The organism is Pseudarthrobacter phenanthrenivorans (assembly GCF_000813845.1).
Lineage (GTDB): Bacteria > Actinomycetota > Actinomycetes > Actinomycetales > Micrococcaceae > Arthrobacter > Arthrobacter phenanthrenivorans_B.
In genome coordinates, this window is the sequence record NZ_JWTB01000010.1 from 1 (window position 1) to 21,656 (window position 21,656).

At 67.8% G+C, this 21,656-nt stretch carries 22 protein-coding genes and 1 riboswitch; of the genes, 9 read left to right on the forward strand and 13 right to left on the reverse strand.

The window, feature by feature from the left end:
* Positions 1-48: 48 nt before the first annotated feature.
* Positions 49-681, reverse strand: a complete 633-nt coding sequence (locus RM50_RS04910; RefSeq protein WP_043450579.1) for an O-methyltransferase — start codon at positions 679-681, stop codon at positions 49-51.
* Between the two features lie 229 nt (positions 682-910).
* Between RM50_RS04910 and sigE the strand changes: the two genes are divergently transcribed.
* The 3 genes from sigE (at position 911) to RM50_RS04925 (ending at position 2,888) form a co-directional block, all read left to right on the forward strand.
* Complete coding sequence (gene sigE / locus RM50_RS04915; RefSeq protein ID WP_043450580.1) at positions 911-1,525, forward strand: RNA polymerase sigma factor SigE; 615 nt, start codon at positions 911-913, stop codon at positions 1,523-1,525.
* 88 nt (positions 1,526-1,613) lie between these two features.
* A complete protein-coding gene (locus RM50_RS04920; RefSeq protein ID WP_240471867.1) occupies positions 1,614-2,414 on the forward strand; it encodes an anti-sigma factor in 801 nt (266 codons plus the stop codon).
* 69 nt (positions 2,415-2,483) lie between these two features.
* Positions 2,484-2,888: a protein translocase TatA gene (locus RM50_RS04925; protein WP_043450582.1), complete on the forward strand. Its 405-nt coding sequence runs from the start codon at positions 2,484-2,486 to the stop codon at positions 2,886-2,888.
* 12 nt (positions 2,889-2,900) lie between these two features.
* On the opposite strand, the gene RM50_RS04930 is transcribed toward RM50_RS04925, so the two are convergent.
* From RM50_RS04930 to RM50_RS04940, 3 genes are all read right to left on the reverse strand, one after another.
* Positions 2,901-4,058, reverse strand: a complete 1,158-nt coding sequence (locus RM50_RS04930) for an Mrp/NBP35 family ATP-binding protein (protein WP_240471869.1) — start codon at positions 4,056-4,058, stop codon at positions 2,901-2,903.
* Positions 4,059-4,121: 63 nt separating this feature from the next.
* The gene (locus RM50_RS04935; RefSeq protein ID WP_043450584.1) at positions 4,122-4,814 is read right to left on the reverse strand and encodes a DUF1003 domain-containing protein; all 693 of its coding nucleotides are present in this window, start codon (positions 4,812-4,814) and stop codon (positions 4,122-4,124) included.
* Positions 4,798-6,081, reverse strand: a complete 1,284-nt coding sequence (locus RM50_RS04940) for a magnesium transporter MgtE N-terminal domain-containing protein (RefSeq protein ID WP_026265667.1) — start codon at positions 6,079-6,081, stop codon at positions 4,798-4,800. Before RM50_RS04940 ends, RM50_RS04935 begins: the two co-directional genes overlap by 17 nt.
* 77 nt (positions 6,082-6,158) lie before the next feature.
* Here RM50_RS04940 and RM50_RS04945 point away from each other — a divergent pair, with 77 nt between their 5' ends.
* Positions 6,159-7,169 (forward strand): general stress protein, encoded by a 1,011-nt coding sequence (locus tag RM50_RS04945; protein WP_043450585.1) that lies wholly within the window; start codon positions 6,159-6,161, stop codon positions 7,167-7,169.
* 110 nt (positions 7,170-7,279) lie between these two features.
* Here RM50_RS04945 and RM50_RS04950 read toward each other — a convergent pair whose 3' ends face one another.
* Positions 7,280-8,854 carry an aminopeptidase P family protein gene (locus RM50_RS04950; protein ID WP_043450587.1) on the reverse strand — a complete coding sequence of 525 codons (1,575 nt, stop codon included), beginning with the start codon at positions 8,852-8,854 and terminating at the stop codon, positions 7,280-7,282.
* Positions 8,855-8,920: 66 nt separating this feature from the next.
* Here RM50_RS04950 and RM50_RS04955 point away from each other — a divergent pair, with 66 nt between their 5' ends.
* Positions 8,921-9,769: a PHP domain-containing protein gene (locus tag RM50_RS04955; protein WP_043450589.1), complete on the forward strand. Its 849-nt coding sequence runs from the start codon at positions 8,921-8,923 to the stop codon at positions 9,767-9,769.
* A 19-nt stretch (positions 9,770-9,788) separates the two neighbouring features.
* Here RM50_RS04955 and RM50_RS04960 read toward each other — a convergent pair whose 3' ends face one another.
* From RM50_RS04960 to thiE, 4 genes are all read right to left on the reverse strand, one after another.
* Entirely contained in the window at positions 9,789-10,661 is an 873-nt protein-coding gene (locus RM50_RS04960) for a DNA-methyltransferase (RefSeq protein WP_043450590.1), read from the reverse strand.
* 8 nt (positions 10,662-10,669) lie between these two features.
* Complete coding sequence (locus RM50_RS04965; RefSeq protein ID WP_043450593.1) at positions 10,670-12,352, reverse strand: DEAD/DEAH box helicase; 1,683 nt, start codon at positions 12,350-12,352, stop codon at positions 10,670-10,672.
* A 290-nt stretch (positions 12,353-12,642) separates the two neighbouring features.
* A complete protein-coding gene (locus tag RM50_RS04970) occupies positions 12,643-14,160 on the reverse strand; it encodes an RNB domain-containing ribonuclease (RefSeq protein ID WP_043450595.1) in 1,518 nt (505 codons plus the stop codon).
* A gap of 36 nt (positions 14,161-14,196) precedes the next feature.
* Positions 14,197-14,931, reverse strand: coding sequence for a thiamine phosphate synthase (thiE, locus tag RM50_RS04975; protein ID WP_082006980.1), 735 nt, complete (start codon positions 14,929-14,931; stop codon positions 14,197-14,199).
* Between the two features lie 27 nt (positions 14,932-14,958).
* Positions 14,959-15,077: riboswitch (TPP riboswitch) on the forward strand.
* Here thiE and thiO point away from each other — a divergent pair.
* From thiO to RM50_RS04990, 3 genes are all read left to right on the forward strand, one after another.
* Positions 15,070-16,371 carry a glycine oxidase ThiO gene (gene thiO / locus RM50_RS04980; protein ID WP_043450597.1) on the forward strand — a complete coding sequence of 434 codons (1,302 nt, stop codon included), beginning with the start codon at positions 15,070-15,072 and terminating at the stop codon, positions 16,369-16,371. Its footprint overlaps the riboswitch before it by 8 nt.
* Positions 16,368-16,604 (forward strand): sulfur carrier protein ThiS, encoded by a 237-nt coding sequence (gene thiS, locus RM50_RS04985; protein ID WP_043450598.1) that lies wholly within the window; start codon positions 16,368-16,370, stop codon positions 16,602-16,604. Before thiO ends, thiS begins: the two co-directional genes overlap by 4 nt.
* A 4-nt stretch (positions 16,605-16,608) precedes the next feature.
* Complete coding sequence (locus RM50_RS04990) at positions 16,609-17,421, forward strand: thiazole synthase (protein WP_043450600.1); 813 nt, start codon at positions 16,609-16,611, stop codon at positions 17,419-17,421.
* A 96-nt stretch (positions 17,422-17,517) separates the two neighbouring features.
* Here the strand turns inward: RM50_RS04990 and RM50_RS04995 are convergent, their stop codons facing one another.
* From RM50_RS04995 to RM50_RS05005, 3 genes are all read right to left on the reverse strand, one after another.
* Entirely contained in the window at positions 17,518-17,820 is a 303-nt protein-coding gene (locus tag RM50_RS04995; protein ID WP_043450601.1) for a hypothetical protein, read from the reverse strand.
* A 21-nt stretch (positions 17,821-17,841) separates the two neighbouring features.
* On the reverse strand, positions 17,842-18,066 hold the full coding sequence (locus tag RM50_RS05000) for a DUF3107 domain-containing protein (RefSeq protein WP_043450603.1): 225 nt from the start codon (positions 18,064-18,066) through the stop codon (positions 17,842-17,844).
* A 62-nt stretch (positions 18,067-18,128) separates the two neighbouring features.
* Positions 18,129-18,794: a TetR/AcrR family transcriptional regulator gene (locus RM50_RS05005; protein ID WP_043450605.1), complete on the reverse strand. Its 666-nt coding sequence runs from the start codon at positions 18,792-18,794 to the stop codon at positions 18,129-18,131.
* Between the two features lie 84 nt (positions 18,795-18,878).
* Between RM50_RS05005 and moeB the strand changes: the two genes are divergently transcribed.
* Positions 18,879-20,078 (forward strand): molybdopterin-synthase adenylyltransferase MoeB, encoded by a 1,200-nt coding sequence (gene moeB, locus RM50_RS05010; RefSeq protein ID WP_043450607.1) that lies wholly within the window; start codon positions 18,879-18,881, stop codon positions 20,076-20,078.
* Positions 20,079-20,199: 121 nt separating this feature from the next.
* On the opposite strand, the gene RM50_RS05015 is transcribed toward moeB, so the two are convergent.
* Entirely contained in the window at positions 20,200-21,516 is a 1,317-nt protein-coding gene (locus tag RM50_RS05015; protein ID WP_043450609.1) for a glutamyl-tRNA reductase, read from the reverse strand.
* Between the last annotated feature and the right edge of the window lie 140 nt (positions 21,517-21,656).

Below are 21,656 nucleotides of genomic sequence, written 5' to 3' on the forward strand. Positions count from 1 at the left end.
GTCAGGGTGCGCAGCCCGCGGGCTGCGCACCCTGACCTTTTGGGGCAGCTATTTCTTGACGGCCACCAGCAGCCCGTCCCCGGTGGGAAGCATCGCCGAAGCCAGCCTGTCGTCGTCGCGGATTGCCCGGCCCACCTGGCGCAGCACCACGGTGGTGGCCTCCCGCCCCGCGGGATTGGCAACCTTGTCCTTGTCCAGTGCGTCGTTGATGATCAGCAGGCCCGCCCGCTTGAGCAGCCGAATGGCCTGTTCCACGTAACCTGGCAGGCCGGGCTTGTCCGCGTCGATGAACACAAGGTCGTAGGCGCCGTCCGTGAGCCGCGGCAGGACGTCGCCGGCACGCCCGGAAATGGTGCGGGTGCGGTTGGCGGGACTGCCGGCCTCAGCAAACGCTTCGCGCGCGGCACGGAGGTGCTCGACGTCCACATCGATGGTGGTCAGGACTGCCTGCGGGCCGAGGCCGCGGAGCAGGCAGACGCCGGAAACACCGGCGCCGGTGCCGATCTCCACGGCGGTCTGGGCTTTGGACGCGGCAGCCAGAACGGTAAGGACGGCACCCACGCCGGGGCTGATGGCGCTGACGCCCAGTTCAAAAGAGCGCTCCCGTGCCCGAAGCATAACCTCATCCTCAGCGGGCAGATCTTCTGCATAGGACCAGCTGCTGGACTTGTCGGCGCTCATGAATTATCGCTTTCTGGGCGTAAGGGGGGAATGTCTCCTCAAGCCTACTGGGTCCGGCCCGGCTGGTCCGGGAAGCCGCCGTTGCGCCCAAGGCTGAAGTTGGCTCCCGGTCAGGAAATTCCCAGCCAAGTTTGACATGATTAATATCCGCTCATCCAAAAGGTGACCGGCGCCGAATCAGAGATGTCAACAGTATCCGGGCGTTAGCATTCCACGAGGGGAGTGGACGATGTCATCTTCAGTTGTGGCACCTGTCCCTGCAGTAAGCCATCCCGACGATGAGTGGGTCCGTCCCACCTGGGAAGAAGTGGTGACCAACCACTCGGCGAAGGTCTACCGGCTGGCATACCGCCTGACCGGCAACAAGTTCGACGCCGAGGACCTCACCCAGGAGGTGTTCGTGCGCGTCTTCCGCTCACTGGACAACTTCAAACCGGGAACACTGGACGGCTGGCTGCACCGCATCACCACCAACCTGTTCCTCGACCAGGCACGCCGGAAGACCCGCATCCGCTTCGACGCCCTGGCGGAGGACGCCGAGTCCCGCCTTCCCGGCCGCGAGCCGGGTCCCGAGCAGAGCTTCGAGCTGAACAACCTCGACCTGGACGTGCAGGCCGCGCTGGAGGAGCTTCCGCCGGACTTCCGCGCCGCCGTGGTCCTGTGCGACCTGGAGGGGCTGTCCTACGACGAAGTCGCAGAAGCCCTGGGGGTGAAGCTGGGCACCGTCCGCTCCCGCATCCACCGGGGCCGGACCATGCTTCGGGAAAAGCTGGCCCACCGTGACCCGCGCCCGCAGCAGTCCCGCCGCAAGCTTTCGATGCCCCGCATCGCCGGCATTCTCTGAACGGCGCATGAAGTCACAGTTTCCTTTCGGCGGCAGGCATCAACGCACCGGCAGGCACTTGGAAGCATGCCACGAGTGCGCTTCCGCCATGCGCCGGGAACGCCAGTATCTTGAGCGGCTCCGGGAAGCCCCCATCCCGCCGGCCAGCGACGACCTGACCGCCCGGCTGCTCACGCGCACCCACGAGCTGGCCGCGCAACCTCCGGCGCCTGCCCACCAGGGCACATCCCGCATGGCAGCCCGGGCCCTCGCCTTCACAGCCGGCGGAACCATGGCTGCCGCCGGAGTCCTGGCGGTCGGCGCGTTCACGGCGGCCGGTGATCCTGGAACGGGCGGGCCGGCCGGAACCGAAGCCGCCTTTTCCCACGCCTCGGCCCAAACCCCCGCCGACGGCCGCACGCTTACTGCCGCGCAGCTGTCCACCCTGCGCTCCGAGGGATGGGCCTGTCCTGAGCTGCAGGCGATGGGGTTCCGCCTGCAGGCGGCCCGCGCGGTGATGGTTGACGGGCAGCCCGCGGTGGAGCTGCGGTTCACTGACGGAGCCCACCACGCCACTGTCACTGAACAGCATGCGCCGGCCGCGGAAGTGGCGGATCCATCCCCGGCCGCCACCGGCCAAACGGGAGGGGAGGGCGCGCCGCTGCACATGTGGGGAACGTCGCCCGGTGCCGCCACGTACCGGACGGCCGGCCTCACCATCACGTACCGGTCAGACCTGCCGGCGGAGCAGGCTGATGATGCGCTGCCCATCTTGCAGCAGCTTGCCGAAACCGCCTCGGAGGGCGTTGCCGCGGCGGTGCCGGACGCCGGCGGGAATCAGTCCGCGGAGCCGCTGGAGGCGCGGCTGGAGCGCGGCATCAGCAAGATCGCAGCCCTGTTCAGCCGGTGACACGGACTGTTTCCCCGTCCGCCGGACGGGAATCGTCACTCTCAGCCCGGAGAGGGTAATCTTCCTAAAGTGTTTGGAATCAACGGCCCGGAGTTCATACTTCTGCTGATCATTGGCGTCCTGGTGATCGGCCCCCAGAGGCTGCCGGAATATACCCAGAAACTGGCAAACCTGGTCAAGGAACTCCGGCGCATGGCTTCCGGCGCGCGTGAACAGATCAAGGAAGAAGTGGGCATCGATATCGACGATGTCGACTGGAAGAAGTACGACCCCCGCCAATACGATCCGCGCCGCATCATCAAGGAAGCCCTGCTCGACGACGACACCAAGCCCGTCAGTTCCGGCGCGCCGGCCGCCGTGGCAGCCGTTTCAGGTGCCGCAGCGGTGGCTGACACGGCGCCCAAGCGGCCCGAGAGAATCGTGGAACGGCTTGCCCCGGGCGAAACAGCCCCCTTCGACACCGAAGCCACCTAATCCCGGACGACCTCAGCGCGGCTGCAGGTCCAGCTTCATTCCCGGCAGGCCCCGCGGCCTGGCCGCCAACTGCCCGGCAATCCCAACCAGGGCGGCGGCCGCCGGGGAATCGGGCTGCCCCAGGACTATCGGGAGACCGGCGTCCCCGCCCTCCCGCAGCCGGATGTCCAGCGGAATCTGGCCCAGCAGCGGTATCTCCGTGCCGACCGTGCTGCCCAGCCGTTCGGTGAGCACCGCACCGCCGCCACTGCCAAACAATTCCATCCTGCCGCCGTCGGGCATCTCCAGGTAGGACATGTTTTCGATGACGCCGGCGATGCTCTGGCCCGTCTGGGTGGCAATCGCACCCGCCCGTTCTGCGACGTCGGCTGCTGCGGCCTGGGGGGTGGTGACCACCAGGATTTCGGCTTTGGGCAGCAGTTGCGCGACGGAGATGGCGATGTCGCCGGTACCCGGCGGCAGGTCAAGGAACAGTGCGTCCAGGTCGCCGAAGTAGACGTCGGTGAGAAACTGCTCAAGGGCCCGGTGGAGCATGGGCCCACGCCACGCGACCGGCTTGTTGCCGGTCACGAACATGCCGATGGAGATGACTTTGACCCCGAAGGCGACGGGCGGCAGGATCATGTCGTCAACCTGGGTGGGCGACTGCGTGATGCCCATCAGGGCAGGAACCGAGAAGCCGTACACGTCGGCGTCGACAATGCCCACCCGCAGGCCCTGGGCGGCCAGGGCCGTGGCCAGGTTGACCGTGACCGAGGACTTGCCCACGCCCCCCTTGCCGCTCGCCACGGCATAGACCTTGGTCAGCGACCCGGGCTCGTTGAACGGGATCTTCCGCTGGCCGCCGGAGCCGCGCAGCTTTTCCTTCAGGGCATCGCGCTGGGCCTGGTTCATTACCTTGAGTTCCACGTCGACGGCGGTGACGCCGGGTACAGCGGAGAGGGCCTTCTGCGCATCGGCGGTAATGGTGTCCCGCAGCGGACAGCCTGCAATGGTCAGCAGGACTGCCACAGTGACTTTGCCGTCCGCGGCGATGTGCACGGAGTCCACCATGCCCAGTTCCGTGATGGGGCGGCGGAGTTCGGGGTCGATGACGGTGGCCAGTGCGCCGTTGACGGCCTCGGGCCGTGGGGCGGCGCTGGCGGTGGCGGGATCCATGGGGGCGCTCATGGGAGGAGCCTCGGCTTTCGTGCAGTTGCGGCGGCAGGCCGGCCGGTGAAGGCGGCCTGGCGGTTATTGGGCAGAGTGGCCGGGCTTGACCCGGGGAATCTGCTGCGTGCGCGGGCCGCGTTGCCGGTCCCGCTGCTCACGCAGTTTGTCCTTTACCTTGTCCCGGGGTGATTCGTGCGAGCCCGGGCCCGTGTCGTCATGGGTCCGCAGTTCCTCCTGGGCCTCGAGCAGGTCCTCGAGGAGCGAGCGCAGCTCCGCGCGCACATAGTCGCGCGTGGCTACCTCGCGCAGCGCGATCCGCAGCGAGGCCAGCTCACGTGTCAGGTATTCGGTGTCGGACAGGTTGCGCTCGGCGCGCTGGCGGTCCTGCTGGAGCGAGACGCGGTCACGGTCGTCCTGCCGGTTCTGCGCGAGCAGCAGCAGGGGGGCCGCGTAGGAGGCCTGCAGCGACAGCATCAGGGTCAGCAGCGTGAAGCCGAGGTCCCGTGAGTCGAACTGCCACTCCACCGGGGCCCAGGTGTTCCAGCCCAGCCAGAAGATGCAGAAGATGGTCATGTAGACCAGGAACTGCGGCGTGCCCATGAACCGGGCAAAGGCCTCGGTGGCGTGGCCGAAGGCGTCCGGGTCCGGTGAGAATTTGGGCAGGATCCGTTGGCGGGCGCTCAGTGGGGTGTCGAGGCTGCCTTTCGACTCCGCATGTGCCAGGTTCCGCTGGTTCGTGGTCTTCGGAGCGCTGTTATCAGCCAATGCGGCCACCGAGCTTTCTTATCGGGGCTTCGCCATCATGGGCGCGCCAGTCGTCCGGCAACAAGTGATCCAATACGTCATCAACAGTCACCGCCCCCACAAGCCGGCCGGCGTCATTGACGACGGGGAGGGAATTCAGGTTGTAGGTGGCAAGGGTCCGTGCCACTTCGCTGATGTGGGCCTGGTCGGACAACGGCTCAAGATTCTTGTCCACCAGGTTTCCCAGTGCCTCGAAGGGAGGGAACCGCAGCAGCTGCTGGATGTGCACCACGCCCAGGAAGCGCCCGGTGGGCGTCTCCAGCGGGGGCCGGGCGATGAAGATCGACGATGCCAGGGCGGGGGAAAGCTCTTCCCTGCGGACGTGGGCCAGGGCCTCGGCGACGGTGGCCTCCGGGGGAAGGATGACCGGCACCGGGGTCATCAGGCCACCGGCGGTGTCTTCGTCGTACTCAAGCAGCCGGCGGACGTCTTCGGCGCCTTCGGGCTCCATCAGCTGGAGGAGTTCCTCGGCCTGGGCGGAGGGGAGCTCACCGAGGAGGTCGGCGGCGTCGTCGGGATCCATCTCCTCCAGGACGTCGGCGGCGCGCTGGACGTCCAGTGCGGAGAGGATCTCCACCTGGTCGTCCTCGGGCAGTTCCTGGAGCACGTCGGCGAGCCGTTCGTCCTGCAGTTCGCTGGCTACCTCGAACCGGCGCTTGTCGCTCATCTCCTGCAGCGCTTCGGCAAAGTCGGCAGGCTTGAGGTCCTCGTGGTTGGCGACGAACTGGGTGGCGGCCTGGGGCTCGGTTCGGGGTCCCTGCTGGGCATCGGCCCAGTCGATGATCAGCGTTTCATTGCGCCGGAGCCTGCTCAAGGGGGACAGGGAATGGCCGCGCCGGACAAAGAGCTTGCTCACGAACCAGTCCCGCGACCGGTGCTGGTCGATGGCGATGTCCTCGATGGTGGCGTCCCCGCTGCCGTCGCGGAGGGTGACCCGGCGGTCGAACATCTCGGCCACCACCAGGGTTTCCGCCCCGCGCTGCTCGAAGCGGCGCAGGTTGACCAGGCCCGTGCAGATGATCTGGGTCTGGTCGATCGAGGTAATGCGCGTCATGGGCACGAAGACCCGTTTCTTCCCCGGAACTTCCACCACGATGCCCACCACGTGCGGGGCTCCCTGGGTTCCCCTGGACAGCACCACAACGTCACGCAGCCGGCCCAGACGGTCGCCCAGCGGGTCGAAGACGTCCAGGCCCAGCAGGCGTGCCACGAAGACGCGGGTAGGTGTTGTGCTCACCACTACAGGCTACCGAGTCTGCTCTCTTTTAGCTGAATTTACAGGCAGCACCCACCTTGATGGGCAAGAATGGGTTTATGTCTAACATTTTTGGTGCTCCCAAGGCCGGTGGCCCCAGCGGGACGGATGACGCCCGTGCAGTGCCCACCGGTGACACCGTTGGCTCCTACACTTCCTACCTCGATGCCCAGAAGGCGGTCGACTACCTGGCGGACCAGCAGTTCCCGGTCCAGATGGTGTCCATCGTGGGCAACGAACTGAAGATGGTGGAGCGGGTTACGGGGCGCCTGAGCTACCCCAGGGTGGCACTCTCCGGCGCGCTGAGCGGCATGTGGTTCGGCCTGTTCGTGGGCGTCATGCTCTCCTTCTTCGCGCCGTCGCCGGGGTACTTCTCCATCATGACCTCCGTACTGATGGGTGCGGCGTTCTTCATGCTGTTCGGCATCGTCACCTACGCCATGCAGCGCGGAAAGCGGGACTTTACCTCCACCAGCCAGGTGGTGGCCACCAGCTACGACGTGATCGTGGCGCCGGAGGCCGCCCACGAGGCGCGGCGGCTGCTGCAGCAGCTTCCCATGTCCCGGTCCGATGCGGCCGCCGCCCACGGCCCGTACGCGCAGCAGGACTACTACAACCAGCCCTACCAGCACCAGCCGGGGCAGGAGCAGGGCCCGGCCCGTCCCGCCGGCTGGAACGCCCCCTACGGCCAGCGGTCTTCCGGCACGCCCGGCCACAACGGGCCTGGCCAGGACGGGCCGGTCCAGGAGGGCCCGGGTTACTCCGGCGAAGCCGGCCAGCAGCAGGGCGGCCATTACGACGGCGGCGAGCACCAGCACCCGGCGCAGCCGGTCCGTTCCGTCCGCTACCCGGACCTGCCGGATGGCCGGCCGCAGTACGGCGTCCGGCTGCCCCAGGGTCCTGCCGGGCAGGCCGGGCAGGCCGGGCAGGCCGGGCAGGCCGGGCAGGCAGGCGCGGGGCAGGCCGCGGGGCACACTGGTGAGCAGCACGCGGTGGACAGCGCGGAACACCAGCCGGAGGATCACCGTGGTCCCGACGCCGATCAGCACCAGGGGGAACACCGGCAGTAGCCCGGCCTGGGCCGGCCGGGTCCAGGACGCCGGGCACCGGCACCAAAGACAAAAGAGCGGGACCGCCGGAATGTATTCCGGCGGTCCCGCTCTTTCTTGCCTGGCTGGACTTAGGCTTCTTCGGTCCGGTAGATTCCGGCCATCCAGTCCTCCACGTCGTCAGCCCCGCGCGGCAGTGCCGCGCTGAGGTTGACGGGGCCGTCCGCTGTCATCAGGACGTCGTCTTCGATCCGGACGCCGATGCCCCGGTATTCCTCCGGAATCGCCAGGTCCTCTTTCTTGAAGTACAGGCCGGGCTCGATGGTGAACACCATGCCCTCGGTGAGGACGCCGTCCAGGTAGAGCTCGCGCTTGGCCTGCGCGCAGTCATGGACGTCCAGGCCCAGGTGGTGGCTGGTCCCGTGCGGCATCCAGCGGCGGTGCTGCTGCCCCTCCGGGCTGATCGCTTCCTCCACGCTGACCGGCAGGATGCCCCATTCCGACAACCGCTCGGCCAGGACCGTGGTGGCCGCCGTGTGGATGTCGCGGAACTTGGTTCCCGGCCGGGCGGCCGCAAAGCCGGCGTCGGCGGCGTCAAGGACGGCCTGGTAGACCTTGCGCTGGGTGTCGCTGAAGGTGCCGCTGGCCGGAAGCGTCCGCGTGATGTCAGCCGTGTAGAGCGAGTCCGCCTCCACACCGGCGTCAAGCAGCAGCAGTTCGCCGGCGTGGATGCGGCCGGTATTGCGGGTCCAGTGCAGCACGGTGGCGTTGTTGCCGGACGCAGCGATGGTGTCATACCCCAGCTCGTTCCCTACCTCGCGGGCACGGGCGAAGAAAGCGCCCTCCACCACCCGCTCGCCGCGGGCGTGGGTAAGGGCCCGCGGCAAGGCCTTGACCACTTCCTCGAACCCTTCGACCGTGGCGGCCACGGCAATCTTCATCTGTTCGATCTCCCACTCATCCTTGAGCAGGCGCAGTTCGGAAAGAGCCTCGCTGAGCTTCTCGTCCAGGGCATCCAGGACGGCAAGGTCCAGGTTCTCCGGATCCCGTGCCGTGTTGTAGCGGGCGGTGTCCACCAGGGCGTCGATGTTCTCGTCCACCTTGCGGACCAGGCGGATGGAGATGCCGCCGATTTCCGGGGCACCCACGTCCTTGGTGAGGGCCGTTTCCAGCTCGTCAATGTGCGCAGTGGCGAGTCCCAGCCGGGCCTGGAACTCCGCCAGGGTGGGCCGGGCGCCAATCCAGAATTCGCCCGAGCGGGAGTCCGCGTAGAACTGTTCCGTGTCCCTGCCGGCCAGCGGGCGGAAGTAGAGCGTCGCCCGGTGGTGCGCGCCGTCGTCGCCCGTTCCTTCCTGGACCGGTTCCAGGATCAGCACGGCGTCCGGCTCGTGGTCCAGGCCCAGCCCGGTCAGGTGCGCAAAGCCTGAGTGCGGGCGGAAGCGGTAGTCGCAGTCGTTCGAGCGGACCTTCAACGGCCCCGCCGGGATGACCAGGCGTTCGCCCTTGAACAGGGCGGAGATCGCCTTGCGCCGGTTCGCGGCATAACCGGCGACCGCATCCCGCTGCGGAAGTTCAGTGCCGGCCGGCGCCCAGTTGCTGGCCATGAAGGCCTTGAAGGCGTTGGAACTGGGCCGCTGCGAGCGGTTGTTGACGCGCTCCTCCAGCGGCTGGGAAGCAGAGTTGTGGGTGTTTTCGGCATCGTTCACGGCACCATCGTCTCACCAGCGTCCCGGCTAAGCGAACGGGACAGTCCCGTCCACTACGCTGGATAAGTGAGGATTGACCTGCATGCCCACTCCAACGTCTCCGACGGCACCGAGACCCCGGCCGATGTCATGGCGTCCGCCGCCCGGGCCGGGCTGGACGTGGTTGCCCTGACCGACCACGATTCCACTGCAGGGTGGGACGAGGCCGCGGCCGCCGCCGTGCAGTACGGCGTGGCCCTGGTGCCGGGCATGGAGGTCTCCTGCCGGACAGAGGAAGGCATCAGCGTCCATTTGCTGAGCTACCTGCATGATCCCACCCATCCGGGCCTCCTGGAGGAAATCACCAAGGCCAAGGATTCCCGCCTGACCCGGGCGGAACGGATGGTCACCATCCTGGCCGAGGACTATCCCCTCACCTGGGACGACGTAATCCACCACGTGGCACCCGGTGCCACCCTCGGGCGGCCGCACATCGCCGACGCCCTGGTCGCCGCAGGCGTCGTGGAGGACCGCTCCGAGGCCTTCGCCTCCATCCTCACCTCGCGCTCCCGGTACTTCATCCCGCACTACGCACCGGACCCCGCCACCGCCGTCGAACTGGTCCGAGCCGCCGGCGGCGTCCCCGTCTTCGCCCACCCCGTGGCGTCCGCGCGGGGACGCATTGTGGGGGAGCGGACCTACCATGACATGATCGACGCCGGCCTGGCGGGCCTGGAGATCGACCACCGGGACAACCCTGAAGAGGGCCGCGGATTCCTCCGCAAGCTCGCAGCCACGCACCACCTGCTGGTCACCGGCTCCTCGGACTACCACGGCACGGGCAAACCCAACCTGCTCGGGGAAAACCTCACCGCTCCCGAGATGCTGGCACGGATCGAGGCACTCGGCACGGGAGCCGCCGTCGTCCGTCCTTGACCGGGGACCCCGGTGCGGCTCAGTTGGGCTGGAACGACGTCAAGGTGGCGTGCGCACCGAGCCGTTTTGCCATGATGTCGATGGCCGGCTGGTTCTGGTCCACGCACACGAATTTCCGGCCCAGCTTGGCGGCCACCGCGCCGAGCGTGCCGGAGCCGGCAAAGAAGTCCAGGCACCAGTCACCGGGGCGGCTCGAGGCGGCCACCACCCGCCGGACCAGTCCCTCGGGCTTCTGGGTGGGGTACCCCGTCTTTTCCTTGCCGGTGGGCGAAACGATGGTGTGCCACCAAACGTCGGTGGGCAGCTTTCCCAGTTCCCGCTTGGCAGGCGTCACCAGCCCGGGCGCCATGTACGGCTCCCGGTCCACTTCGGCGCTGTCGAAGTGGTACTTCGCGGGGTTCTTCACGTACACCAAAATGTTGTCGTGCTTGGTGGGCCAGCGGTTTTTGGCCCGGGCGCCGTAGTCATAGGCCCAGATGATCTCGTTCAGGAAGCATTCCCGGCCAAAGATGGCATCCAGCATGACCTTGGCGTAGTGCACCTCACGGTAGTCCAGGTGCAGGTAGAGCGTCCCGTCATCGGCCAGCAGCCGCCACGCCTCCACCAGCCGGGGTTCCAGGAATGACCAATAGTCGCTGAACGCGTCGTCGTAGCGGTGGAGGGCGCCCTTGATGGTGTCGTAGGAGCGGCCCTTGAAGCCCACGCGGTCCCCGCTGCCATCGGCGTTAACCACCATCCGGGTTTCCTGGCGCTGCTGCGGCCTGCCCGTGTTGAAGGGCGGGTCCACGTAGATCAGTGTGAAGGCGCCGTCCGGCAGCGTGGGGAGGTACTCGGCGTTGTCCGCGTGCACCACCAGGCTGCCGCCGTCCGGCGCCCAAACAGTGTCAGTCATCGGGGCAGTTAGCCCTCGGAGTTGCCAGGCTGCGTGCCCGTGTCGGCGCCGGCCACCACTTCGCCGTTGCGGCGGCGGGTGCGGGTCCGGGTCCGGCGGGCGCGTGAGGGCTGTTCGCCCTCGGTTGCGGGAGCGGCGGCCTCGCCGGCAGGCGCGGCGGAGTCAGGCGTACGACGGCGGCGCTCGCCGGTGCGCTTGGTGTCGCCGGCGCTGCGGCCGCTTTCGCGGTTTCCGCTGCGTCCTTCGCGTCCACGGCCGTCCCTGTCCCGGGACCGGCCGCCGTCGCGGCTGCCGCCACGGCTGTTCTTCTTGCCGGTTTCGCCAAGGTCCTCAAGCACTTCGGCGTCGACACCGGCCAGGGTCCGCTTGTCGCGGGGCAGGCGGCCCTTGGTGCCCTCGGGGATGTCGAGGTCCGTGAAGAGGTGCGGCGAGGAGGAGTAGGTTTCAACGGGCTCGGGCACGTTGAGGCCCAGGGCCTTGTTGATCAGGGCCCAGCGGGGAACATCGTCCCAGTCCACGAACGTGACGGCGGTGCCCTTGTTGCCCGCACGGCCCGTACGGCCTACGCGGTGCAGGTAGATCTTCTCGTCTTCCACGCACTGGTAGTTGATCACATGGGTGACGTCCTCAACGTCGATGCCGCGGGCGGCGACGTCCGTGGCCACCAGGACGTCCACCTTGTTGTTGCGGAAGGCCCGCAGCGCCTGCTCACGGGCGCCCTGGCCCAGGTCGCCGTGGATGGCGGCGGCCGCGAAGCCGCGGTCAACGAGTTCTTCGGCCACCTTGGCGGCGGTGCGCTTGGTCTTGGTGAAGATGATGGTCCGGCCGCGGCCGCGGGCCTGCAGGATGCGGGCCACCACTTCGGTCTTGTCCATGCTGTGCGCGCGGTAGATCAGCTGGCGGATATCGCGCTTGGTCAGGCCCTCGTCCTCGGGATCCGCGGCGCGGATGTGGGTGGGCTGAGTCATGTAGCGGCGGGCCATGGCGATGACCGGCCCGGGCATGGTGGCGGAGAAGAGGAGCGTCTGGCGCACTGCGGGAGTCGCCGCAATGAGGGTCTCCACGTCCGGCAGGAAGCCCAGGTCCAGCATCTCGTCGGCCTCGTCCAGCACCACGATCTTGACGTTCTTCAGGCTCAGGTGCTTCTGCTTGTACAGGTCGATCAGGCGCCCGGGGGTGCCCACCACTACCTCGACGCCCTGCTTGAGGGCTTCGACCTGCGGCTCGTAGGCGCGGCCGCCGTAGATGGTGGCGATCCTGGCGTTGCGCTTCCGTGATGCCGTCACCAGGTCGCCGGCCACCTGCACCGCCAGTTCACGGGTGGGAACGATGACCAGGGCCTGCGGGGCTCCCGGGACGGCGAGTTTGGCGTAGCCGGGATCGTCCTGTCCGATGACGCGCTGCAGGGCGGGAATGCCGAAGCCCAGGGTCTTGCCGGTGCCGGTCTTGGCCTGGCCGATGATGTCGTGGCCGCTCAGCGCCACCGGCAGGGTCATGGCCTGGATGGGGAAGGGGTGGGTGATCCCGGCGTCAGCCAGGGACTCGACGATGTCCTGGCGGACGTTGAAGTCCGCGAAGGACTTTTCCGCGATCTCATGCGGCTTTTCGTCGGAGATGATGGTTTCTTCCGGCTCAATGGTCTCCGTGCCGGACGCGTCGCTCAGAAGCTGGTGGGTATGCAATTCACTCACAGGGGAGTTTCCTTATTCATTTAGGCAATGGCGCCGCCTGCTCAACGGGGCGGCCAGGCTGGCCGTTCCGGAGCACGCTCAGGCGCACAAGCAATTCCAGTGGAAGCCGATCGCGGGCTATCTAATGCTGGCACTGGTGACCAGCGGGCAAATCTCAAGATCGCGTAGGGGCGGGCTTGTTGGTTTCAAATTGAGGAAATCAACGACCGGGCATCCAGTTTCTACCCTCCCAGTCTAGCCGCACGGGCGCGGAAACAGTTTTCGCCCCGCACGCTGCACCCGTTGGAGCCTCAGGAAACCAGCTCGAAATGGATCTGGCGGGTGGTGATGTCCGACGAAACCAGCCGCACGCGGACCTTGGTGCCGGATTCCAGTTCGCCGGCGCAGCGCGCGGTTACTGCGGGTTCGGCAATCTGGATGATGCCGGAGCTTCCGTTGCCGTTCCCGTTCCTGCCGTTGCTGCCCTTCCCGTTGCCGTTCCCGTTCCCGGAACCATTTCCGTTGCCGTTGCCGTTCTGGGGTTTGGAGCCGGAAATGACGATTGCATCGAACTCCTGCCCAATGTGGTTCAGCAGCAGTGCCGCCTCCACGGTGTCCAGGGCGAGGCGCTCCATGCGGGAGGCCAGCTGGTCCGAACCGGCCATTATGCCTGGCAGCAGCGGAAGGGCTTCGCGCGCCCAGCCGGGAACATCCCCGCCGTTGCTCAGGGCCTCGCAGATGACCAGCACGAAGCGGTCCACCAGCCGGCGGAGCGGGGCAGTGGTGTGGGCGTAGGCAGCACCGATGGCGGATTGGATGCCGTCCTCGGGTACGTTGCCGTCGAAGGCGGTGTAGGACGCGCCGCGGAACAGCATGCCGGCCGAATGCATGATAGCCAGCTGACGGGGATCGGTGGGATCCAGGGACCGCAGGTACTCGCCGTAGCTGACCTGGCCGTCCCAGGGCTTGCCCAGCGCTTCGGTCTGGAGCCGGAAGTGCTTCAGGCTCCGCTCGTCCGGAGCCGGCATGGTGCGCAGGATGCCCACCTTGCCCTCCAGCATCAGCTGCGCGGCAGCCATTCCCGTCATCAGTGAAATCTGCGCGTTCCAGTCCTCCACCGGAAGCTGCGGTACGGCATCGATGCGGTAGCCGCCGTCGGGCAGCTGGACGATCTCCTGCTCAGGCATGTTGAGGCTGGCCCCTTCACGCGCCCGTTCCAGCGCCACCCGTTTGAGGCCCACTTCGCGCAGCAGTGTCAGCACGGGGGAGGCGGTCCCGGCATCAAGGTCCGCCTGGGCGCCCTTGTAGCTGAGCTTGTCGCGGCTGCGGATCCTGGCACGCCGGACACCTACGGACAGCACGGCTGCGTCGCCGTCGAGCGTGAAGTCCCAGACGAAGGCCGAACAGTCCTGCCCTGGCAACAGGCTTCCGGCCCCCTCGCTGATGACTTCCGGGTGCAGCGGAATCCGGCCGTCCGGCGCGTAGAACGTCTGGCCCCGACGCCGCGTTTCCGCGTCCAGGGGCCCGCCCGGCACCACGAATGCCGGGACGTCGGCAATCGCGTACAGCACGCGGTAGCCCGTCCCGTCCGGCTCGATGAACACCGCCTGGTCCAGGTCCGTGGATGAGGCGGGATCGATGGTGATGAATTCGACGGCGGTCAGGTCGTAGGACGGCAGCTCCAGCGCCGCCACGGCAGCGCGGGCGTCCGCAACGGCATCGGCCGGATACGGACCCGGAAGTTCCAGCTCCGTGCGCAGCTGGCCCAACGCCTCTTCCAGGGCGTTCCTGTGGTCATGAACGTTGGGGGCCAGCCGATGGTGTGACACAAAAATCAGCCTAGCTCCAAGTCCACGGATATGGCATCAGGAGGCGGCGCCGTCCAGCGCGTCGAGGAGGGATGCCGCAGCGGCTGCGGGATCGGCGGCCCCGGTGATGGCCCGGACCACAACGATCCTGCGTGCACCTGCCTCTGCCACCTGCCGGACGTTGCCGTGGTCGATCCCGCCGATGGCGAACCACGGCACCGGCTCCCCGGCCTGCCGGGAGGCTTCGGCGGCATACTCCACCAGTCCGGTCCCGACGGCGGACCTGCCGGGTTTGGTGGGCGTGGCCCAGACCGGCCCCACGCAGAAGTAGTCCAGGCCTGCCGGGCCGGCGGTGGCGGCCAGGGCAGCGTCCACCTGCTGCGTGGTGTGGCTGGAAAGCCCGATGGCTGCGTTGCCGTTGACCAGCGTGCGCGCCGCCGCCAGGGGCAGGTCCTTCTGGCCGATGTGGAATACCGGCGCCCCGGACAGCACCGCGATGTCCGCCCGGTCGTTGACTGCCCACAGCTTGCCGTGCCTGACTGCCGTCTCCTTCAGGACGGCCAGCAAGTCCAGCTCCTCGGCAGCCTCGATGGCCTTGTCCCGCAGCTGGATGATGTCCACGCCGCCCGCGAACGCTGCGTCCACGAACCCGGCGAAGTCGCCGCGGTCCCGGCGGGCATCGGTGCAGAGGTACAGGCGGGCCGCCTTGAGCGCGTCGGTGTCCCGTGCGTTGACAACTTCGGTGGCCGGGGCATGCGGGCCGGCAGGGAAGGATGAGGTGGACACATTCATGCCTGCAAGCCTAGTTCCTCTAAACTGGGCTGGTACTGCGGGAGCCCGCGGCAGCTGTCATAAAGCGCCGGGCTGAGAGGGCGTCAGAGCCGACCGCTTGACCTGATCCGGTTAATGCCGGCGTAGGGAAGGAACCACATGCGCAACCCCGTTGACAGTCTCCCCGGCCCCGAAGGCGCCAGCGCTAACTCCACCGTGCGGGCCGACGTCGCCGTCATCGGCGGGGGAGTGGTGGGGCACGGGATCGCGTGGGAAGTGCAGCGGTCCGGGCGATCGGTCGTCGTCATAGACGACGCCCCGGGTACCGGAGCCAGTTGGGCCGCAGCGGGCATGCTGGCGCCGGTCAGCGAACTGCACTACCAGGAGGAGGATCTCCTGGAACTCATGCTCGATTCGGCGTCCCGCTGGCCTGCCTTCGCTGCCCGCGTTGCCGCTGCAACGGGCGAGGACTGCGGATACCTGACGACGCCGACGCTGGCCGTGGGTGCCGACGCCGCCGACCGGCGTGCCCTGATGGACCTGCGGACGGTCCAGCAGGCCAACGGCCTGGCGGTGGAGCCGCTGGCGGTGCGGGAGGCCCGGACGCGCGAGCCGCTCCTCAGCCCGGCCATCGCCTGCGCCATGGATACCCCGTCGGACCACCAGGTGGATCCGCGGCGGCTGGTCCTGGCACTGCGGCTGGCCCTCGGCGGCGCCGCCGAAAGGAACCCGGAGCTGTCCGCCGCCGGGGCGGAGCGGTGCTTTGCCGTGCCGGACCGGGCCGCCGGGCTGTTGTGGGAGGGCCCGAGTGTTGCCGGCGTCAGCCTGGCCGGCGGCGGCACGGTCCTGGCCAAGGAAACCGTGGTGGCCAACGGGCTGCACGCGGCGGAGCTTGGCGGCCTGCCGGACGGGCTTGAGCTGCCGCTGCGCCCCGTCCACGGGGACATCCTCCGGCTGGCCGTTCCCGGACACCTTCGGCCCCTGGTGACGTCCACGGTGCGCGGCCTGGTCCACGGCGTGCCGGTGTACATCGTTCCCCGGCAAGACGGCACCGTGGTCATCGGGGCCACCCAGCGGGAAGATGCCCTTTCCGACGCCGTCAGCGCCGGCGGCGTCTACCAGCTGCTGCGCGACGCCCAGGCGCTGGTGCCCGCCGTCGCCGAACTTGAACTGCTCGAATCCACGGCCCGCGCCCGTCCCGGCACCCCCGACAACGCCCCTCTGCTGGGCCGGGTACCGGTGGGCTCCGGCCAGGACGCCACCACCGCTGGCCACGTCCACGGGCTCATCATCGCCACCGGGTTCTTCCGGCACGGCGTCCTGCTCACCCCTGCCGCCGCAGCCATCTGCACCGGACTGCTGGATGGAAGGACCGATCCACGCTGGGCACCCTTCAGCCCGGACCGGTTTTCCAGGCCGGTGACGGCCGGCACAAGCCCGCACATCAAGGAGACAGCGTGAACATCACCCTCAACGGAGAACCGCACCAGGTGGCCGATGGCGCGTCCATCACCACCCTCGTCAGCCAGGTCACCGGTCGCCCGCTTGCCGAGAGCGGCCAGGCGACGGACGGCGGCAAGCTGGGGGTCGCCGTCGCACACAACGCCCAGGTGGTCCCGCGCAGCCAATGGTTCGCCACGGCGCTCGCCGAGGGCGACGACATCGAACTCGTCACAGCAGTACAGGGAGGCTGACGCCATGACCGAAACCAACACTATCCACTCCACCGGCACCGGCGCCGGTGACGCCCTGGTGATCGACGGCGTCGCCCTCGAATCCAGGCTCATCATGGGCACCGGCGGGGCGCCCAGCCTGGACGGCCTGGGCGCCGCGCTCCTGGCCTCCGGCACCGCGCTGACCACCGTGGCCATGCGCCGCTACTCCACGGCCGAGACCGGCTCACTGTTCCAGCTGCTGGTGGACCACGGAATCCGGGTGCTGCCCAACACCGCTGCCTGCTTCACGGCCCGGGACGCCGTCCTCACGGCGGAACTGGCGCGGGAGGCCCTGGAAACGGACTGGGTGAAGCTGGAAGTCATCGCCGACGAACAAACCCTCCTGCCGGACGCCGTGGAGCTCGTGGACGCTACCGAACAGCTGGTGAACCGCGGCTTCAAGGTTTTCGCCTACACGAACGACGATCCCGTACTCGCGCTGCGGCTGGAGAACCTGGGCGCCACCGCCGTCATGCCGCTGGGAGCCCCCATCGGCACCGGGCTGGGCATCCTGAACCCGCACAACATCGAACTCATCGTCTCCCGCGCCTCCGTGCCCGTGGTCCTGGACGCCGGTATTGGCACGGCCTCGGACGCCGCCCTGGCCATGGAACTCGGCTGCGACGCCGTGCTGCTGGCCACCGCCGTGACGCGCGCCCAGAACCCCGTGCTCATGGGCGAGGCGTTCAAGCACGCCGTGATGGCCGGCAGGATGGCCAGGGCGGCGGGCCGCATACCCCGCAGGGAGCACGCCCTGGCGTCGTCCGCCATGGAGGGGCGGGCCGAGTTCCTCTAGACCGGGCTGTCGTTAAAAGGCTGTGGCCGCCACCCGCGGGGGTGGTGGCCACAGCCTTTCTAATCTGTCGTCCGGCGACGCCGGGAGCGGGCCGGCTCAGCGCCGCAGGATCGCCGTGAGCCGCTCGGTGTCGTGGCGGGCGCGCGTGCGGCCCAGGAAGACCACGGCGAGGACCGCCGCGGCGACGCCGAGGACGACGGGCAGGACCCACGGAAGCCAGGTCAGGCCCGGCAGGTAGCCGAAGCCTGCTGCCATCAGGATGATCCATGCCAGCGCCGCAACACCCACGGCGACCCCGGCCGGCAGTGCCGCACCGTACTTGGCGTGCCGCTTGTCATTGGCCCAGACGATAAAGCCCGCGGCGACGGTGGCGAGCACCACGATGGTCAGCGAAAGCATGGATCTCCTTGGAAATGCGGACTAGAACTGGCCGAACCCTACGCGCCGGACCTCTTCGGCGCCGATCTCGACGTAGGCCAGCGCGCTGCCGGGAACAATGATCAGGCGTCCCTTGTCATCCTTCAGGCGGAGCTCGTTGCCTCCATTGATGGCTTCGCCAACGACCTTGGCCACCGTCTCTGCGTCCTGGTTCGATTCCAGCACGATCTCGCGGCCAACGTTTTGAACGCCGATCTTAATTTCCAAGGGGGCCTCCCAGCCTGTGAAAGTACTCGTGTATCTCTACGAGGTGTTGTCTTATTTGTAGTCTAGGACTCTTTAGGGAAGCGACTGATTCCGCGCCAAGCTAAACGGTAGATGAGGTCGCTGGCCACATCGAGGTCGAGGTTGCCGTCTGTTTCCAGCCAGTACCTGGCACTGACCTGCGCCATGCCTGCCAGGCCGCGGCCCAAGAGCTCCGCCTCGAGGTGGGGAAGCTTGGTGTCCTCGGCGATCACCCGGGCAATGGCATCAGCGAAGGTCCGGTTGAAGGTCTCCAGCCGGGAGCTGACATCGGGATCGTTGATCAGGTCGGACTCGAACACCAGCCGGTGGGCCTGGTCATCGTTGGCGATGAAATGGAAGTACGCGCGCATGACGGCCTGGACGCGTTCATCGTTGTCGGTGGTGGAGTTCAGGGCGCCGAGCATCAGCTCAGTCAGCGACGCGAGATGGCTCTCCAGCAGGGCGAGGTAAAGATCCCGCTTGGAAGGGAAGTGCTGGTACAGCACCGGCTTGCTCACATGCGCCGTTTCCGCAATTTCATCCATCGCCGCACCGTGGTAGCCGTTGGCTACGAACACCTCCTGGGCCGCGGCAAGCAGCTGTGCGCGGCGCTCATCCCGTGGCATCCGGGCGGACCGCTGGCCTGCCGGGCGGGAGGCAGCGTGCGGTTCAGCGGCGGCCGGGCGGTCGGCCCGTGCTTCAGGGACCACAGTTGTCCTTCTTTCCATTGCAGTTACCTTCACTTTACTGCGGGGTAATATGACCCGGCGGTATCCCGGGGCATACATTGAAGTATGGCTTCGTCTTTCACCGCAAATGTTTCGACTATTTCGCTGGAGCCGCTGGTGGAACCGGCGGCCGGACTCACCTCCGACGAGGTGGAACGGTACTCCCGGCACCTGATCATTCCGGAGATCGGAGCCCTGGGACAGCGGCGGCTGAAGAACGCCAAGGTGCTGGTGATCGGTGCCGGCGGGCTGGGCGCCCCCGCATTGCTGTATCTGGCCGCAGCCGGAGTGGGCACCATCGGCATCGTCGATGACGACGTGGTGGACCTGAGCAACCTGCAGCGGCAGGTGATCCATGGCGTCAGCGACGTAGGCCGGCCCAAGATCGAATCGGCGCGCGACGCCATCACGGAGCTGAATCCGCTGGTGGACGTCCGGCTGCACAACGTACGCCTGGACTCGTCCAACGCCCTGGAGCTGTTCGGCGGGTACGACCTCATCCTGGACGGCGCGGACAACTTCGCCACCAGGTACCTCGTGAATGACGCCGCAGCCATCCTGGGCAAGCCCTACGTCTGGGGTTCGATCTTCCGGTTCGACGGCCAGGTCAGCGTCTTCTGGGAAAAGCACGGGCCCACCTACCGTGACCTGTATCCGGAGGCGCCGCCTGCCGGCTCCGTCCCGTCCTGCGGCGAGGGCGGCGTATTCGGCATGCTGTGCGCTGCCGTGGGATCGCTGATGGTGACCGAAGCAGTGAAGCTGATTACCGGCGTCGGACGTTCCCTGCTGGGCCGTGTGGCCCTCTTCGACGCGCTGGGCGGCAGCTGGCGGGAAATCCGGGTGTCGAAGGACCCGGCAGCGGAACCCATTACCCAGCTCACGGACTACGAGGCCTTCTGCGGGATCCTCCCGGAAACACAGGCGGACACGGAACATACGGTCACCGCCACCCAGCTGGCCACCATGCTGGCGTCGCGGAAGGCCGGGCTCAAGGACTTCGAGCTGGTGGACGTGCGTGAGGCGGGGGAATACGACATCGTCCGGATCGAGGGTGCCAAACTGATCCCGCAGGGACGGATCCTCGCCGGCGAGGCCTGGGACGAACTTCCGCAGGACCGGGAGATTGTGTTCCACTGCAAGGCCGGGACGCGCTCGGCCAATGTACTGGCGGCAGCGCGGCAGGCAGGCTACCAGCGGGTCAGCCATCTCGACGGCGGAATCCTGGCCTGGGTGCGGGACGTGGAGCCCGGCAAGCCCGTCTACTGACCGGAACGCCCCATCACCTTTAGCGGCTTTTTGACAAACGCCCCATCACTTCCCTGAAGAAAGTGATGGGGCGTTTCCGGTTTAGGGGCAAATGCTGATGGGGCGTTGGGGAGGGAGAACCTCAGGCGGTTTCGCGGCCCTTGTGGTCCACCGGGCACTCGGCGGCCGGCGCAGCCTCGGCGGGCTGCTCCACGGTGATGCCGTACAAGGCCTCCAGCGCGGCAACGTAGTCGTCCTGCTGGCCGTTCGCGGCAAGCTCGCGGGCGCGGACGGTGGGGACATGCAGCAGCTGCTTGACCATGCGGCGGAGCGCGAACTCGACCTCCTCCGCGGCGGCGGTGCAGCCGTGGCGGGCGCGGACCTTTTCCATTTCGGCATCCAGCACGTTCATGGTGTGCCGGCGCAGGGCAACGATGGCTGAATCGACCGAGCGGGCCTGGCGCTCCTGCTCGAAAGCCTTGGCGGCGCCCTTGACGATGCCGCTGGCCTGGGCGAGGGACTCGGACTGTTCCTGCGGCGCGGCCAGGCGCACCGACTCAAGGGTCAGCAGTTCCACGCCGTCCAGTTCGCCGACCGCGGGGTCGAAGTCGTGGGTGAGGGCCAGGTCGATGGCGATCAGGGGCTGGGGCGAGTTGGCCCGGACCTGGGCGAGTTCGTCGGCCTCGACGCGGCTGTCGGATCCGCTGCAGCCGATCATGACGTCGGCGGAAGCCACGGCGTCCCGCAGTGAGTCGGCGTCCAGGGCCGTGCCGCCGCGCGAGGCCACGAAACCTTCGGCCCGGCCGGAGGAGGAGAAGACGGAAATGTCGGTGCAGCCGCGTTCCCGCAGCAGGGCCATGGTGGCGCCGGCGTAGGCGCCGGTTCCGAACAGCACAACCTTCTTGGTTGACCAGTCGGGATTTTCGGAAAGATCGGTGGCCAGGTCCAGGGCCACCGAGACGATGGACAGGCCACGGGAGCCGAGGGCCGTCTGCGCGCCCACTTCCTTGGCCGTCTTGGAAGCCGCCTGGAAGAGGCGGACCAGGCCGGCGCTGGCGGTGCCGTCGTGCTGGGCCGTGATCAGGGCACGGCGTACCTGGCCGGCGATTTCGCGTTCGCCCACGACGGCGGAGTCCAGTCCGGCGCTGACGGCGAACAGGTGCTGGGTCACTTCAGGCCCGGTGCGGGTGCTGAACGAGCGTGAGACGAGGGGTTCGGGAAGTCCGCTGGCCTCGCTGATCCGGGCCACGACGGCGGCGCGGGCGGCTTCGACGTCGTCGGGATCGCGTGCCTCGCCGTAAATCTCGTAGCGGTTGCAGGTGGCAAGGACCACTGCCCCGGCCACGGCGGGGGATTCGGTGAGGGCGGATGCGGCAATCCCGGAGGAACCGTTGCTCAACTGAGCAACGGTTTCAAGGTCGATGTCGGCGTGTGTAGCCACCAATGAGAAAAGAACCACAGCAGACCAATCATAGCTTTTTCGTTGCCTGGTAGAACAACCTCCGGAAAGGATAGTCGCCACATGCGCCCGTGATCCCCGCCACCTTCACCCTGCAGGTGGCGGCGGGAGACAGGTTGTCGTTATCTTTTGGGGCTCTT

What these genes read in the sequence shown, in the direction of transcription:
- RM50_RS04930 (WP_240471869.1), bottom strand. Translation starts at nt 4,058, where the DNA reads ATGAGCGCCCCCATGGATCCCGCCACCGCCAGCGCCGCCCCACGGCCC.
- RM50_RS04990 (WP_043450600.1), top strand. Translation starts at nt 16,609, where the DNA reads ATGACCGAAACCAACACTATCCACTCCACCGGCACCGGCGCCGGTGAC.
- RM50_RS04920 (WP_240471867.1), top strand. Translation starts at nt 1,614, where the DNA reads ATGCGCCGGGAACGCCAGTATCTTGAGCGGCTCCGGGAAGCCCCCATC.
- RM50_RS04995 (WP_043450601.1), bottom strand. Translation starts at nt 17,820, where the DNA reads ATGCTTTCGCTGACCATCGTGGTGCTCGCCACCGTCGCCGCGGGCTTT.
- thiE (WP_082006980.1), bottom strand. Translation starts at nt 14,931, where the DNA reads ATGAATGTGTCCACCTCATCCTTCCCTGCCGGCCCGCATGCCCCGGCC.
- RM50_RS04945 (WP_043450585.1), top strand. Translation starts at nt 6,159, where the DNA reads ATGTCTAACATTTTTGGTGCTCCCAAGGCCGGTGGCCCCAGCGGGACG.
- RM50_RS04960 (WP_043450590.1), bottom strand. Translation starts at nt 10,661, where the DNA reads ATGACTGACACTGTTTGGGCGCCGGACGGCGGCAGCCTGGTGGTGCAC.
- sigE (WP_043450580.1), top strand. Translation starts at nt 911, where the DNA reads ATGTCATCTTCAGTTGTGGCACCTGTCCCTGCAGTAAGCCATCCCGAC.
- thiO (WP_043450597.1), top strand. Translation starts at nt 15,070, where the DNA reads ATGCGCAACCCCGTTGACAGTCTCCCCGGCCCCGAAGGCGCCAGCGCT.
- moeB (WP_043450607.1), top strand. Translation starts at nt 18,879, where the DNA reads ATGGCTTCGTCTTTCACCGCAAATGTTTCGACTATTTCGCTGGAGCCG.
- RM50_RS04910 (WP_043450579.1), bottom strand. Translation starts at nt 681, where the DNA reads ATGAGCGCCGACAAGTCCAGCAGCTGGTCCTATGCAGAAGATCTGCCC.